Below are 15103 nucleotides of genomic sequence, written 5' to 3'. Positions count from 1 at the left end.
AAGCACCCCGATTAGGGGAGTGAAACAGTACCTGAAACCGGATGCTTACAAGCAGTTGGAGCCCCATAGGGGGTGACAGCGTACCTCTTGCATAATGGGTCAGTGACTTAATCTAGCATGCGAGCTTAAGCCGTTAGGTGTAGGCGAAGCGAAAGCGAGTCTGAATAGGGCGACTGAGTATGTTGGATTAGACCCGAAACCCGGCGATCTAGGCATGAGCAGATTGAAGGTGCGGTAACACGCACTGGAGGATCGAACCGTTGCATGTTGAAAAATGCTCGGATGACTTGTGTTTAGGGGTGAAAGGCCAATCAAGCCGGGAAATAGCTGGTTCTCCGCGAAATCTATTGAGGTAGAGCGTCAGATGTATGCCGATGGGGGTAGAGCACTGGATGGGCTAGGGCTGCGCGAGCGGTACCAAACCTAACCAAACTCCGAATACCATCGAGTCTTGTCTGGCAGACAGACGGCGGGTGCTAAGGTCCGTCGTCAAAAGGGAAACAGCCCTAACCTACAGCTAAGGTCCCCAAGTCATATCTAAGTGGGAAAGCATGTGGGAATCCCAAAACAACCAGGAGGTTGGCTTAGAAGCAGCCATCCTTTAAAGAAAGCGTAACAGCTCACTGGTCTAAATAAGGGTTCCTGCGGCGAAAATGTAACGGGGCTAAAGATATGCACCGAAGCTTAGGGTTGCAGTTTACTGCAGCGGTAGCGGAGCGTTCCGTAAGCGAGTGAAGGCGAAGGGTAACCGACGCTGGACGTATCGGAAGTGCGAATGCTGACATGAGTAGCGACAAACAGGGTTAGATGCCCTGTCGCCGAAAGACCAAGGGTTCCTACGCAATGCTAATCAACGTAGGGTGAGCCGGCCCCTAAGACGAGCCCGAAGGGGGTAGTCGATGGGAACCACGTTAATATTCGTGGGCCTGGTGGTGTGTGACGGATCTCGTAAATTGTCCTTCCTTATTGGATTGGTTGGGCAGTGAAGAGGTTCCAGGAAATAGCCCCACCGTATAGACCGTACCCGAAACCGACACAGGTGGTCAGGTAGAGTATACCAAGGCGCTTGAGAGAAGTATCCTGAAGGAACTCGGCAAATTGCCTCCGTACCTTCGGAAGAAGGAGGCCCCATCTTAAGGCAACTTTTGGTGGGGGGCACAGGCCAGGGGGTAGCGACTGTTTATCAAAAACACAGGACTCTGCTAAGTCGGCTTCAAGACGACGTATAGGGTCTGACGCCTGCCCGGTGCTGGAAGGTTAAGAGGAGGAGTGCAAGCTCCGAATTGAAGCCCCAGTAAACGGCGGCCGTAACTATAACGGTCCTAAGGTAGCGAAATTCCTTGTCGGGTAAGTTCCGACCTGCACGAATGGCGTAACGACTTCCCCACTGTCTCCAGGATATGCTCAGCGAAATTGAATTCTCCGTGAAGATGCGGAGTACCCGCGGTTAGACGGAAAGACCCCGTGCACCTTTACTGCAGCTTCAGAGTGGTATTAGGAAAGAGTTGTGTAGCATAGGTGGGAGGCTTTGAAGCGACGGCGCCAGCTGTCGTGGAGCCATAGGTGAAATACCACCCTGCTGTTTTCTGATATCTAACCTCGCACCGTTATCCGGTGTAGGGACCCTCTGTGGCGGGTAGTTTGACTGGGGCGGTCGCCTCCTAAAGAGTAACGGAGGCGCGCGATGGTAGGCTCAGGACGGTTGGAAACCGTCTGTTAGAGTGCAATGGCATAAGCCTGCCTGACTGCGAGACTGACGAGTCGAGCAGAGACGAAAGTCGGTCATAGTGATCCGGTGGTCCCTCGTGGAAGGGCCATCGCTCAACGGATAAAAGGTACGCCGGGGATAACAGGCTGATGATTCCCAAGAGCTCATATCGACGGAATCGTTTGGCACCTCGATGTCGGCTCATCACATCCTGGGGCTGGAGCAGGTCCCAAGGGTTTGGCTGTTCGCCAATTAAAGTGGTACGTGAGCTGGGTTCAGAACGTCGCGAGACAGTTTGGTCCCTATCTGCCGTGGGCGTCGATACTTGAAAGGAGTTGCCCCTAGTACGAGAGGACCGGGGTGAACGTACCTCTGGTGTACCTGTCATCCTGCCAAGGGTGCCGCAGGGTAGCTATGTACGGACGGGATAACCGCTGAAAGCATCTAAGCGGGAAGCCTCCCTTGAGATTAGGTATCTTTGAACCGTGATAGACCATCACGTTGATAGGCCGGGTGTGGAAGTGCAGTAATGCATGTAGCTAACCGGTCCTAATAGTTCATATCGCGCTTGAGAGTCTGCACTATCAACGTCAGCCCTGCCTCGTGCAGAGTGCGTTGGTGGAGAGTTCTCCAGCCAGATACGCCCTTAACCACTCACCCAAGTGAGTGTGCATCGATTTAAACCCGCATCCACTGGCTCCATTGCTTGGTGGCCATAGCGTCTGTGACCCACCCGATCCCATCTCGAACTCGGCCGTGAAACCAGACAGCGCCGATGGTACTATGCCTTAAGGTATGGAAGAGTAGGTCGTCGCCAGGCATTGCAGCTGGTGGGTGCGCGGGAATAACCCATTCACATAGTCAACAGGGCTGACCCGCAAGGGCGGCCCTTTTGGCGTCTTTGCGCTTCGGTGCTGATGATGCCGACAAACGGTGACGCGGGATGGAGCAGTCCGGTAGCTCGTCAGGCTCATAACCTGAAGGTCGTTGGTTCAAATCCAACTCCCGCAACCATCGAAAACCCATCACAACAGATCATACGCACGCCCGCAGCCTCGCTGCCGGGCGCAAAATGCGTTGGGTTCACCACAGGAGAACTGACATGACCGAGCAGACCGCAAAGCCCGCGCCATTCCTCACCGACAGGTTCGACACTGCGCTCGCTTATGCCAGCCGGACTCACCGCCTGCAGACCCGCAAGGGCTCTGGCATCCCCTATGTTTCGCACCTGCTCGCAGTTGCCGCGATCGCGCTCGAAAACGGCGCTGACGAAGACCAGGCGATTGCCGCCCTCCTGCATGACGCTGCCGAGGATCAGGGCGGTGAGGCGCGTCTGGCGGATATTCGGGCCCATTTCGGCGCGGATGTTGCCGCGATGGTCGATCACTGCACCGACACGCACGAAGAGCCCAAGCCCGACTGGCGACCGCGCAAGGAAGCCTACGTTGCCAGCCTCGCCGCCAAGCCCGTCCGCTCGCTCGAAGTAAGCCTTGCAGACAAGACCCATAATGCCAGCGCCATCAACGCTGATCTGCGCGCCCATGGCGCTGAAGTTTGGGAGCGCTTTACGGGGCGCAAGGATGGCACCCTGTGGTATTACCGCGCACTTGCAGATGTCTTCGCAGAACTGGTGCCCGGACTGGCTGCGCAGCGCTTCGCGCGTGAGGTGGCCGAGATGGAAGAGCTCGCCGCGCGGTTCTGAGAACTCTCAGCCTGCGCCGAGCCGTCGTCCGATCGCCTGACCCATGCGCACCGGATCGCCTGCGACGATGCCGCCGAGCCATTCCACCCGGCCGGGTTCGAACAGCAGCACCACGGTGGAGCCGAGGTAGAAGCGGCCCATCTCCGCGCCCGCCGCGAGATCGACCGCGCCTTGCGCAAAGTCCTCGCGCACGGGTGCCTTCCCATGGCCGGCAAAGCGGTGTGGCCAGACCGTGTCGATGCCGGCGACGATCATCGCGCCGACCATGATGCTGGCGAAGGCCCCGTCCGGCCCGTCGAACAGGCAGGACAAGCGCTCGTTGCGGGCGAACAGCCGGTCGACGCCCTCGGCAGTCTCGGCATTCACCGAGAACAGATCCCCGGGGACATAGACGCTCGATTGGAGCGCGCCCGCTGCCGGCATATGGACGCGGTGATAATCCTTGGGGCTGAGGTAGATCGTCATGAACTGCCCGCCCTCGAACCGTGCGGCGGCCTCTGCGCCGTGGCCGAGGATTTCGCTCGCGGTAAAATCGCGGCCCTTGGCCTGGAAGATCCGGCCATCGGTGATGCTGCCGAGCTGGCTCACCGCACCGTCCGCCGGGCTCAGGACATAGTTCGCGCTATCAGCCAGTTCGCGTGCGCCGGGCTTCAATTCGCGCGTGAAAAAGTCGTTGAAGCTGGCAAACTCGCCAAGCCCGCGCGCCGCTTCGTCCATGTTGACGCCATAGGCGCCGGCGAAGTGGCGGATCAGCGGATCCTTGATCCACGGCCGCTCGCTCGCTGCCAGCGCTCCCGCGAGCCGGGTGAGGGCGTGTTGCGGGACAAGGTGCTGGAACAGGATAAAGGGGGAGGGCATGGCCGTTCCCTAGCCCTCCTCGGCCGGAAATCCTACCCCAAGCGCACAGTGCGCAGGAACCCGCGCACCTGATCGCCGAGGTGGGCGGCCTGGGCCTCCAGCTCGTTGGCGCTGGAGAGAACCTGGCTGGCCGCAGCTCCGGTCGAGAGCGAGAGCTGGCGCACGTCTTCGATGTGCCCGGCGACATTCTCGGTCCCGCGGGCAGCAAGGTCGATCGACTGCGCCAGATCGCGCCCGGCGACCGACTGCTGGTCAACCGCGGTGGCGATCGAGACAGCGGTGGATTCGAGCTCCTTCACCTGCCCCGCGATAGACCGCAGTGCCTTGACGCTGGCGCCGGTGGTGGACTGCATCGCGCGGATCTGGTCGGCGACCTTCTCGGTCGCGCGGCTGGTCTGCATGGCGAGTTCCTTGACCTCGCTGGCGACCACAGCGAACCCGCGGCCCGCCTCGCCCCCGCGCGCTGCTTCGATGCTGGCATTGAGAGCGAGCAGATTGGTGCGCTGGGCGATGGTCTGGATCAGCTCGACGATCTGCCCGACTTCCTCGGCCGAGGCGGCGAGGGCAGAGATGGTCTCGTCGGCCTCGCCCGTGGCTTCGGTGGCAAGCCGCGCCAACTCGCTCGACGAGGCGGCCTGACGGCTGATCTCGCTGATCGAGAGCGCGAATTCGTCGCTGGCAGCAGCCGCAGCGGTGGCCCCGGCATTGGCCTCTTCCATCGAGGTGGCGACTTCGCCGGTGCGGCGGCTGGCTTCCTCGGCGCTGGCGGCCATGCGGGTGGCGGTGGTGTGGAGCTGGCTGGAGGCTGCCGCCACGCCGTTGACGACATCGCCCACGGTGCGTTCGAACTGGCGCGCCACTTCATCAAGCAACGCGGCCTTGCGCGCTTCGGCATCGACTCTTTCGCGCTCGCGCTCCTGCTGGAGCTGCAACTCCTGCTCGGCCTTTTCCGAGCGTTCGCGCGCCCAGCTTTCGAGCCGGCGGCTGGCACGCTTGAACAGTTCAAGCGCACGAACCATCGCGCCGACTTCGTCCTTGCGGGTCTGGCCGTCGATGCTGAAATTTCGGTCGCCCTCGGCGAGGCGGGTCATCGCCCCGGTGATCTCGACGATCTTGCGCGAGAAATCGCGCGAGAGATAGGCCATGCCGAGCAGCAGCACGGTTGCGCCGAAAGCGGCGAGCACGCCAAGAATCAGCACCATGTTGAAGAAATAGCCGATGCCGCTGGCTTCCTGCGCCTCGGCGCGCGCGACCAGATCGGTGCCGAGCCGGCCAGCCTCTTCGAGCAGGCGGTTGCCTTCGATCCCCAGCGCTGCCGCGCCGGCATTGGCGCTGCCGCCCGATTGCACCGCGTCGCCGGCCGCGTCGGCCTCGCTGCGGAAGGCATCGAGCCGCGCCTTGAGCGCGCCCACGCGCGGTTCCATGTCGGGCACGTGCTGCGACAGGATCGTATCGAGCGTGGCGATATGCGACATGATCTGCGCTTCGCTCGCGCGGCGGTTTTCGCGCAGGGCTGCGGACCGGTCATAGAGCGTGCGCACCGTGTGATAGCGCAGTTCCCCGGCCGCGCTCTCAAGCTCGCCCGCAGCGACAACGGCTTCCTGCACCCGCGCCGTGGAATTGTAGCGATCCCACAATTCCCCGAGCCCCAGTCCGAGCACCAGCGTCATCAGTGCGCCGACCGCAAAGAAGGTGCCGAAAATCGCGTTGATCTTGTTCGCCAGCGACAGATCGCGGAACCATGCGAGGCGTTCGAGCGCGCTGGTCTTGACCGGGGCTGCGCTGACAGCCTCTGTGTCTTCCGCTTCATCCTCGAATGAAAAATCCTGTCTGAGGTCGCGCACGAAATCGGGAACAGCCTGTTCCTCGCGGCGCTCCTGCAGGGTCATCATGTTCATGCCGCAATCCCCCGGGGCTCTTTTGTAAGCAATTGTGAAGGAAAATCCTTTCCAAAAGCTTGAATCATGGCGGAAAATTCAAGGGTTATTGCAGTTTACCCCACGCGCACCCGCATCAGGAAGGTCTGCACCTGCTGGCGCAAGGTCGCGGCCTGGGCCTAAAGGCTGGTGGCGCTGGAGAGCACCTGGCTTGCCGCCGATCCGGTCGAGAGCGCCATCTGCCGCACATCGTCGATATGGCCGGTGACCTTCTCGGTCCCGCGCGCGGCCAGATCGATCGAGCGCGCCAGATCCTGCCCGGCGACCGACTGCTGATCGACCGCGCTGGCAATCGAGACGGCGGTGGTTTCAAGCTGCTGGATCTGCCCCGCAATCGAACGCAGCGCCGAGACGCTGGCCCCGGTGGTGTCCTGCATGTCACGGATCTGCTCGGCGATCTTTTCGGTCGCACGGCTGGTCTGGTTGGCGAGTTCCTTGACCTCGCTCGCCACCACCGCAAAGCCGCGCCCTGCCTCGCCCCCGCGCGCAGCTTCGATGCTGGCGTTGAGGGCGAGCAGATTGGTGCGCTTGGCGATGGTCTGGATCAGTTCGACAATCTCGCCCACCTGCTGGGCCGAGGCGGTGAGCGCCGAGATTGTGGTATCGGCCTTGCGCGCCGACAGCGTCGCCTCGCGCGCGAGTTCGGCAGAGGAGGCCGCCTGACGGCTGATCTCGCCGATCGACATGGCGAATTCGTCGCTCGCGGTCGCCGCAGCGGTGGCGCCGAGATTGGCTTCCTCCATCGCGCCCGCCACATCGCCGGCGCGGCGGCTGGTTTCCTCGGCGGTGGCGGCCATGAGCTTCGAGGTGCTCTGGAGCTGGCTGGATGCGGACACCACCCCGGTGACGACATCGCCCACGGTGCGCTCAAACTGGTCGGCCACGTCGCGCAGCATCTTCTCGCGCTCGATCCGCGCTTCCTGCTGCTGGATCTGGACGCGGGTCTGCTCGTCCAGCTCGGCGCGGGCGCGCTGGGCACGTTCGCGGGAGAGGCGTTCGAGCCGCAAGCCGGCACGGTGGAACACTTCGAGCGCGCGCGCCATGTCGCCGATCTCGTCGCGGCGGTCCTTGCCGGCAATCACGACGTCCTTCTCGCCCGAGGCCAGCCGCGTCATCTGGGCCGCCATCGAACGCAGCAAGCCGCCGACAGTCTGGTTGACATAGCGCTGCGCCACCAGGGTGATGAGCGTGAGTGCAGTGGCAATCCCGATCCACGTGAACAGCAGCGACTGGATGAAATCCGCGCCAGCATCCGAACGGCTATTGGCTTCCCCGCCCAGCGCCTGCGCCATGGCGCGACCCGCTTCGAGCACCGCACTGCCGCTTTGCGCGACATCGCGGGCGCTGCGGCGGCGCGCGGCGGGATCTCCGGCGGCGGCATCGAAGCGGCTGATCTGCTTACGGAAATCGTTCACCCCGTCGCGAATGGCCGCAAGCCGCTGAGCGGCGGGCGAGGCGGTGTCCGGGATCGTGCCGGCGAGCGTAGCAATGCTGCTATCGGCGGCGGCGAGTTCGTCGAGTGCGGCACCCTCGCGCGCAGTCTCGCCGGTCGCCACCAGCATTTCGGCATGGCGCTGCCCTTCGGAGAGATGGACCAACAGGCGTTCGGCCTCGATCGCCTGATCATGGGTGCGGTTGATGCTGTCGGCGCGGTTGCCGAGTTCAATGAAGCCGCCAATCGCGAACAGCCCGGCACACAGCGCAAAGCCGAGGTTGAGGGTGAAGAACAAGGTGACCTTGCCCCCCACCGAAAGGCCTTCGAACCATGTCCGCAGGCGGCCAGCGCTCGATGCTGGCGATGCCGACCCGGCCGCCTCGCCTTCGGCCAGACGCTCGGCTGCGATATCCACGGCGAGATCCTTGAGAGCGCTCATGCTGCCTCGTCGTCTGCGATCTGGTGGTTCTGTTCGTCGATCAGGCGATCGATTTCGGATGCGGGCAGGGCGCGGTAATAGAGCCAGCCCTGGATCTGGTCGCACCCGGCAAGGCGCACCAGTTCGGCTTGCTCCTCGGTCTCCACGCCTTCCGCGGTCACGCCCATGTTGAGCGCGCGGGCGAGCGCAATGCTGGACAGCATCATCGCCCGGCTGCCGTCATCGCCGCCTGCCAGTTCGATGAGGCTGCGGTCGAGCTTCAATTTCTCGAAGCGGAAGCGGCGCAGGAAGCCGATCGAGGCATAGCCCGTGCCGAAGTCGTCGAGCGCGATGCGCACCCCGAAGGAGCGGATCACATCCAATGTGCGTTCGGCCACCACCGGATCGAGCACGAGGCAGGTCTCGGTGACTTCCTGTTCCAGCCGCTGCGGCGGGAAGCCGGTTTCTTCCAGCACCTCGCCCAGCTTGATCGGGAATTCGGGGTTGCGCAGCTGCGCGGCCGAAAGGTTGACCGACAGAGCGATATCGCCCCAGCGGCCTGCATCTTTCACCGCCTGACGCAGCACCCATTGGCCGAGCGGATTGATGAGGCCGGAATCCTCGGCCACCGGAATGAAGACATTGGGGCCGAGCGGATTGCGGTCGCCCCGGTTCCAGCGCAGCAGCGCCTCGACCGCGACAATGCGCCCGTCCTCGGCATCCACCAGCGGCTGGTAGGCGAGTTCGAATTCGCCCGCGGCCATGCCCTTGCGGATCTCGTCCTCGATCTCGCGCACGCGTTCGCGGCGGCGGTCGAAGCTTTCGTTGAACCAGGTGCAGCGCATCTTCCCGCCGCGCTTGGACATGTACATCGCCACGTCGCTGCGGCGCAGGAGTTCGCTGGAGGGCAGGCGTTGATCGGCGGTGGAGCGCGACAGGCCGATGCTGGCGCCGACCACGATCTCGCGCTCGCCCACCGCGATCGGCACGGCGAGGCGTTCCAGCAGGGTGCGGCTCATCCCTTCGAGGATCGTGCCGGCCACCTTGCCGGTCATTACTGCGGCGAATTCGTCACCGCCGAGGCGGTAGCAGCGGGCCTCGTCGCCGCAGACATCGCGTAGCAGGCGGGCGCACTCGTCGATCAGCTGATCACCGACCGCGTGGCCGAAATGGTCGTTCACCTGCTTGAAGCTGTCGAGATCGATCAGCGCCAGCGCGACTTCCTGATCTCCGGCCGACATGCGGTCGACATCCTCGTGCAGGGCGCGGCGATTGGGCAGGTGGGTGAGGGCATCGGTGAGACCCAGCGACTCGAGCTCGCGGACATTGGCGATGGCGCTGCGGCCGACAAGGATCAGGATCGCGGCATAGATCAGCAGCGTGGACGTGATCAGCGGCCCCGGGGCGACAATCGCCAGCTCGTCGGGATAGCTGACCGCGAGGACGGCAAGGCTGGTAATCACGCAGGCAAGCGCCAGCGGCACCAGCACCAGGCCGATCGGTGTCAGACGCAGGGGTTTCTTGGTAACCCGCAACGCGTTTCCCCATTCGGCGCAACCGCGCGCCATTTGCATGGGATCGTCGTAAAGAAGAGCCGCTAAGGAAGCGTAAACCCTGTTTGCGATTGTGGCCGGTCAGGCGCGCCGGCGCTGCGCCTCGCCGCCCTGGCCGAGCGGTTCGAAGAAGCTGGCGCGCTGCGGGGAGGGGATGAAGCGGTCGGTCTGGCCGACCACGGTCTCGCCCGCGCCGAGCATCAGGAAGCCGTCGGGTGCTACCGCGCTGGCCAGCCGCGCAAAGGCATCGGCGCGGGTGGTGCGGTCGAAATAGAGCAGGACATTGCGGCACAGCACGAGGTCGAAGGGCTGGCGGCCGGGATGGGGGCCGAGCACATTGTGCTGGCGGAAATGCACCATCCGCCGCGCATCCTCGCGCAGTTGCCAGCCGTTCGTGGTCTCGTCGAAATGGCGCAGCATCTGCGTCACGCCGAGCCCGCGCTGCACCTCGAACTGACTGTAGAGCCCGCTGCGCGCCGCGGTGATCGCGCGGTGCGAGACATCGGTGCCGAGCAGCTCGATCGACCAGCCCTGCCAGCGCTCCTTCTGTTCGGTGAACAGCATCGCGAGCGAGTAGATTTCCTGACCCGTCGAACAGCCCGCCGACCAGATCGACAGGCGCTTGCTGTGCGCGCGGCGGCGGGCCAGTTCCGGCAGGATTTCCTGCGGCAGCTGGTCGAAGGTCGGCTTGTCGCGGAAGAAATAGGTCTCGTTGTTGAGCAGCGCCTCGACCACCTGCTGCGACAGGTCGGGGCTGTCCGGCCCGCCGCTGCGGGGCGAGGCGAGCAGGCACACCAGCTGATCGACATTGCTGATGCCGTGCTCGCGGAAGATCCCCGCCAGCGCCGAATTGACGCGCCAGCGGCGGCTCTCGGTGAGATGCTGGCCGGTGCGCGCGGCAAGCAGCTCGGCGATGATCTGGTGCGAGGCTTCGCTGCTTTCCATCGCGCGCGCCTCCTCAGCCCTGCCGCCGCAGCGGCGCGGCGCTGATCTGTGCGGTGATCGCCTCGCCGAGGGCAGAGGGCGGTGCAATGAGGCTGGCGAGCCCGGCGCGCGCCACGGCGCCCGGCATCCCCCACACGGCGCTGCTGTCGGCATCCTGCGCGTAGATTGTCCCGCCGGCATCGACGAGGTCCGCTGCGCCGAGCGCTCCGTCGCGGCCCATGCCGGACAGGATCACGCCCAGCACGCGTCCCTCGCAGGCGGCGGCAAGGCTGGTGAGCATCGGATCGACCGAGGGCAGGCAGCCGCTCGGCGCGGGATCGGTGCTGATGCGGGTGACGAGCTTCTCGCCGCTGCGGCGCACCAGCATGTGCCCGCGGCCCGGCGCGATCATGATCCGCCCCGCGCGGATTTCGCTGCCATCGGCGGCGATGTCGGCCGGGCGCCCGCAGGCATGCTCGATCTGGCGCGCGAAGACCGGAATGAAAGAAGGTGGCAGGTGCTGGGTGATGAGGATCGGCAGATCGAAGCCCGGCCCCAGCGCGCCCAGCATCAGCCCCAATGCATGGATCCCGCCGGTCGAAGCGCCGATCGCGACTGCCTCTACCCGCCGCAGACGCGGCAGGGCAGCGGCAGGCACGCGCGCAAAGCTGCGCATCGGAAGGTCGGCCGCGCCCGCAGCCGCCTCGCCGCCGCCGCCTGCATTGCGGGCGCCGAGCGCGCGGATCTTGCCCAGAAGCTGGCTGCGATAATCCTCGGTAAAGCCGCCCGGACGCGGTTTCAGCAGCGTGTCCGCCGCCCCCATGCGCAGCGCCGAAAGGGTGTGCTCGGCCCCGTCCACCGTCAGCGAGGAGACCACCAGCACCTGCGGGCTGGCAGGCGTCGCGAGGATCACCGGCAGGGCTTCAAGCCCGCCCATCCCCGGCATTTCGAGATCGAGCAACACCACATCGGCGGGTTGCTCGGCCAGTTGGGCAATCGCCCCTTCCGCGCTGCTTGCCGTGCCGACGATCACCAGCGCCGGATCGCTTTCCACCATGCGCTTGAAGATCGTGCGCACAGTCAGCGAATCATCGACGATCATCACCCGGATCGCAGCCGCCCCGCCGCCGCGTGCGGCCAGCAGCCGCCGCCCCGCCGCGCCTGCGCGGCCGGCGAGCGAGGAAGGAGAGGCCGTCGGGCTCACGCGAAGCCGACGAGCTGCAACTTGATCTGGAGGGTCTCGTGATCGAAGGGCTTCATGACATATTCGTCCGCGCCTGCCTCGATCGCCTCGCGGATATGCGCCACGTCGTTCTCGGTGGTGCAGAACACGACCTTGGGCCGGTCACCGCCGGGGAACTTGCGCAGGTGGACGAGGAATTCGATGCCCGTCATCACCGGCATGTTCCAGTCGAGCAGCACGACATCGGGCATGGATGCCTCGCAGGCATCCAGCGCCGCGCGGCCGTTCTCGACCTCGTCGACGGTAAAGCCGAGGGTTTCGAGGATATGCCGCGAAACCTTGCGGATGACCCGCGAATCATCGACGATCAGGCACGTTTTCATGGCATTTCCTGCGTTGGACCCGGCACCGGCATAGGCCCCATCTGGTAAGTATTGGATTAAGCCGCCGCCTCGATTTCGCTGCGGGCGCCTTCGGGGCCGGCGATCAGCGCAGCCAGATCGATCAGCAGGGCAGGGCCGGTCATGGTCTCGACCATGCCGGTCGCCACGCGCGACCATTCCGGGCCGAAGCCGCCGGGCACCTGCCCGGGCTCGGCGGTGGCGGTGGTGATATCCTCGATCGCATCGACCATCAGCGCATAGGAGTGCCCGCCATGGGCAACCACGGCAGCGCGATCATCGGTCGGGCTTTCGTCATTGGGCAGGCTGAGCGCGCGGCGGCAATCGATCACGGTCAGCGACTGGCTGCGCAGCGCGGTGATGCCGGTGATGAAATCGGGCGTGCGCGGCACCGGGGTGATGCTGCCCAGTTCGATCACCGATTTGACGTCATGCGCGCTCAAGGCGCAGCGCCGTCCGGCGATCTGGATGACGACAAGCAGTTCGGTCATTGCCCCAGCCCCCCGGCAATCTGGCGATGGCGCGTCGCGGCCTGCGCGGCAATCAGGCCTTCACGGTCATAGCGATAGATCGTGCCGCTGGCGGTTGCTTCGTCCGGATGATCGCGCAGGCGGATCACCGGGCCGGCGGGCATGCGCCCCAGCACTTCGGCGGCTTCATAGACATCATCGAACAGGATCGAGACGATATCGGGATCGTCCACCGCCGGTGCGCTGACCACCTCGTAACCCGCCGCGCTCACCAGCGGGGCAAGGATCGCGCGCGCCCATTCGCTGTCGGGCAGGGCGCAGCGCGGGCGCTGGCCGGGGGCGCCGAGCGGCGGCTCGCCGTAGCGGGCGAAAAGTTCGTGCGCGTCGATCAGAGTGACGGGCCTGCCCTCGACCAGCGTCATCGCCTCGACCAGCGGGTCTTCCGGCACAGCCACCAGCGCCTCGGCGAGTTCGGCAGCATCCTCGATCTCGCGCACCGCGTGGAGCAGTTCGCAGGCCCCGTCCGACAGGCGCAGCAGGCGCAGCTTGCCGCCGCGCAGTTGCAGTTCGCCATCCTCGGGCAGGCCTACCAGCGGCAGGATCTGCCCGTCGATCACGACACGCGGGCGCGCGGCAGAACGATCGATCGCAGAGGCAGGCGTGGTCTCGATGCGCTGCACCAGTTCCATCCGGATCGCCGAGCGGCGGCCGGCAAAATCGGTGAACAGCATCGCGCGCGGCGCAGCCTCGGCGGCAGCGGCGGCATCATCCTCGATGGGCTGGAGCACGCGCGAGCGGCCATCGGACACCAGATCATGCTGGGCGGCGATGTTGGTGACATCGAGCAGCAGCACCGGCTGGCCATCGTCGAGCAAGGTCGATCCGGCATAGAGCCCGCTCTTCATCACCGCGGGCGCCAGCGGCTTGACCACCAGATCGCCGTGGCTGTGGATGCGGTCCACCACCAGCGCGAAGAGGTCGCCGCTGGCCAGTCGCAGCAGCACCAGCGTCAGCTCGCGGCGTTTTTGGCCGGGTTCGATGCCGAGCACATCGGCCAGCATCAGGCAGGGGATGCGATTGCCGCGGAAGGTGACCAGTGCGGCCTCGCCCATGCGGGTGAATTCGAGCGCCTGCTCGCTCGCCTGGACGATTTCCTCGACATAGCCTTGCGGGATCGCGAAGCGCTGCGGGCCGATCTCGACGGTCAGCCCGGCAATGATGCTGAGCGTGAGCGGGATCTGGAGCGTGAACTGCGTGCCTTCGCCCGGAATGCTGGCGACCTTGATCGAGCCGCCGACCTTTTCGAGGTTCATGCGCACCACATCGAGCCCGACGCCGCGTCCGGAGACATTGCTGACTGTTTCAGCGGTCGAAAAGCCGGGTTCGAAGATCAGGTTAAGCAGCTTATCGCGGCTTATGATGTGCCGATCGCTGGCAGTTAGCAGGCCTGTGGCGAGCGCTTTTTCGGCGATTCTGTGCTCGTCGAGGCCGCGTCCGTCGTCGCGGATGACGATGGCGATGGTGTTGCCCGCCTGCCGCGCGGCAATCGCCAGCATCCCGATTTCGCGCTTGCCCTGCGCCAGACGGGCCGAGGGGGCTTCGATGCCATGATCGATGGCGTTGCGGATGATGTGGGTGAGCGGATCGCGGATCGTCTCGATCATCTCGCGGTCAAGCTCGACATCGCCGCCATCGATATCGACCATCACCTGCTTGCCGAGTTCGGCGGAAAGGTCGCGCACAAGGCGGGGAAGGGCGCTGAACAGGGTCTCGATACGCTGCATCCGCATCCGCGTGATCGCGTCGCGCACGTCGGTGAGGATCGCGGTGAGGCGCTCGAACGGGCCGTCGATGGTCGGCTGGGTGCCGGCCTGACGCAGGCGGTGGGCGAGATCATTGCGCGCCAGCACCATGTCGGACACGCCGCTCATCACCCGGTCGAGCAGTTCCACGGGAAGCCGGATGGTGCGCTGGGCGGCGGGGTTTTCGGCGCGGCGGGCGGCGGCAGTGCCAGCCTCTTCGCTGCGCTCCATCAGCGCGCTCGCAGGGGCGTGCAAGGGTGTGGGCAGGGCAGGGTTAGACTCCTCCTTGACCCCCTCCAGCCCCGTTATGGCGCTATCGAACCCTGCGTCATCGGATGTTTCACGTGAAACATTGACCGCGGCAATCAGGGTGTCATCGTCGCCTAGCGGGAATTCGTCGCCCGCTTCGATGGCATCGACCATCGCCGCAATCCGGTCGATGATGGCGAGCACGGCATTGACCAGCTCGCGGTCAGGCTCGCGCCGGCCAGCGCGGCAATCGGCCAGCGCATCCTCGGCGGCGTGGGACAGGGCGGCAAGGCGCGGGAAGTCGAAGAACCCGCAATTGCCCTTCACCGTGTGGACGAAGCGGAAGATCGTATCGAGCCGCGCGCGATCGGCCGGATCGGCTTCCCAGGCGACGATTTCGCCGCCCGAAGCCTCCAGCATCTCGCGGGTCTCGGCGATGAAATCCGCCAGCAGATCATCCATG

Annotated in this window: 10 protein-coding genes, 1 tRNA gene and 2 rRNA genes (1 of these 13 running past the window's edge); 4 read left to right on the top strand and 9 right to left on the bottom strand. The window is 64.8% G+C overall.

All coding sequences use genetic code 11. The annotated features are described in order from the left end of the window. The 4 genes from RSE14_RS07285 to RSE14_RS07270 form a co-directional block, all read left to right on the top strand. Positions 1-2281, top strand: a 23S ribosomal RNA gene (locus RSE14_RS07285); it begins 507 nt to the left of the window's first position. A gap of 132 nt (positions 2282-2413) precedes the next feature. Then, positions 2414-2528, top strand: a 5S ribosomal RNA gene (rrf, locus tag RSE14_RS07280). Positions 2529-2645: 117 nt separating this feature from the next. Continuing rightward, a tRNA-Met gene (locus tag RSE14_RS07275) sits at positions 2646-2722 on the top strand. An 88-nt stretch (positions 2723-2810) separates the two neighbouring features. Further along, the gene (locus tag RSE14_RS07270) at positions 2811-3410 is read left to right on the top strand and encodes an HD domain-containing protein (RefSeq protein WP_324076672.1); all 600 of its coding nucleotides are present in this window, start codon (positions 2811-2813) and stop codon (positions 3408-3410) included. Between the two features lie 6 nt (positions 3411-3416). On the opposite strand, the gene asd is transcribed toward RSE14_RS07270, so the two are convergent. The 9 genes from asd to RSE14_RS07225 form a co-directional block, all read right to left on the bottom strand. Further along, positions 3417-4268, bottom strand: coding sequence for an archaetidylserine decarboxylase (gene asd, locus RSE14_RS07265; protein ID WP_324076670.1), 852 nt, complete (start codon positions 4266-4268; stop codon positions 3417-3419). Positions 4269-4300: 32 nt separating this feature from the next. Continuing rightward, positions 4301-6166: a methyl-accepting chemotaxis protein gene (locus RSE14_RS07260; RefSeq protein WP_324076669.1), complete on the bottom strand. Its 1866-nt coding sequence runs from the start codon at positions 6164-6166 to the stop codon at positions 4301-4303. 158 nt (positions 6167-6324) lie between these two features. Then, positions 6325-8079 carry a methyl-accepting chemotaxis protein gene (locus tag RSE14_RS07255; protein ID WP_324076668.1) on the bottom strand — a complete coding sequence of 585 codons (1755 nt, stop codon included), beginning with the start codon at positions 8077-8079 and terminating at the stop codon, positions 6325-6327. Next, positions 8076-9593 carry a putative bifunctional diguanylate cyclase/phosphodiesterase gene (locus RSE14_RS07250; RefSeq protein ID WP_324076667.1) on the bottom strand — a complete coding sequence of 506 codons (1518 nt, stop codon included), beginning with the start codon at positions 9591-9593 and terminating at the stop codon, positions 8076-8078. The genes RSE14_RS07255 and RSE14_RS07250 overlap by 4 nt, the downstream gene beginning before the upstream one ends. Before the next feature lie 99 nt (positions 9594-9692). Further along, entirely contained in the window at positions 9693-10556 is an 864-nt protein-coding gene (locus tag RSE14_RS07245) for a CheR family methyltransferase (RefSeq protein WP_324076665.1), read from the bottom strand. 13 nt (positions 10557-10569) lie between these two features. After that, entirely contained in the window at positions 10570-11739 is a 1170-nt protein-coding gene (gene cheB, locus RSE14_RS07240) for a chemotaxis-specific protein-glutamate methyltransferase CheB (protein ID WP_324076663.1), read from the bottom strand. After that, on the bottom strand, positions 11736-12101 hold the full coding sequence (locus tag RSE14_RS07235) for a response regulator (protein ID WP_324076662.1): 366 nt from the start codon (positions 12099-12101) through the stop codon (positions 11736-11738). The genes cheB and RSE14_RS07235 overlap by 4 nt, the downstream gene beginning before the upstream one ends. 56 nt (positions 12102-12157) lie before the next feature. Beyond that, positions 12158-12610 carry a chemotaxis protein CheW gene (locus tag RSE14_RS07230; RefSeq protein ID WP_324076661.1) on the bottom strand — a complete coding sequence of 151 codons (453 nt, stop codon included), beginning with the start codon at positions 12608-12610 and terminating at the stop codon, positions 12158-12160. Then, positions 12607-15102: a chemotaxis protein CheA gene (locus tag RSE14_RS07225; protein ID WP_324076660.1), complete on the bottom strand. Its 2496-nt coding sequence runs from the start codon at positions 15100-15102 to the stop codon at positions 12607-12609. The genes RSE14_RS07230 and RSE14_RS07225 overlap by 4 nt, the downstream gene beginning before the upstream one ends. Position 15103 lies beyond the last annotated feature (1 nt).

Source organism: Erythrobacter sp. (genome assembly GCF_035194505.1).
Classification (GTDB): domain Bacteria; phylum Pseudomonadota; class Alphaproteobacteria; order Sphingomonadales; family Sphingomonadaceae; genus Erythrobacter.
The sequence above is the reverse complement of the archived record's forward strand: the minus strand, read 5'-3'. Positions and strand labels throughout refer to the sequence as shown.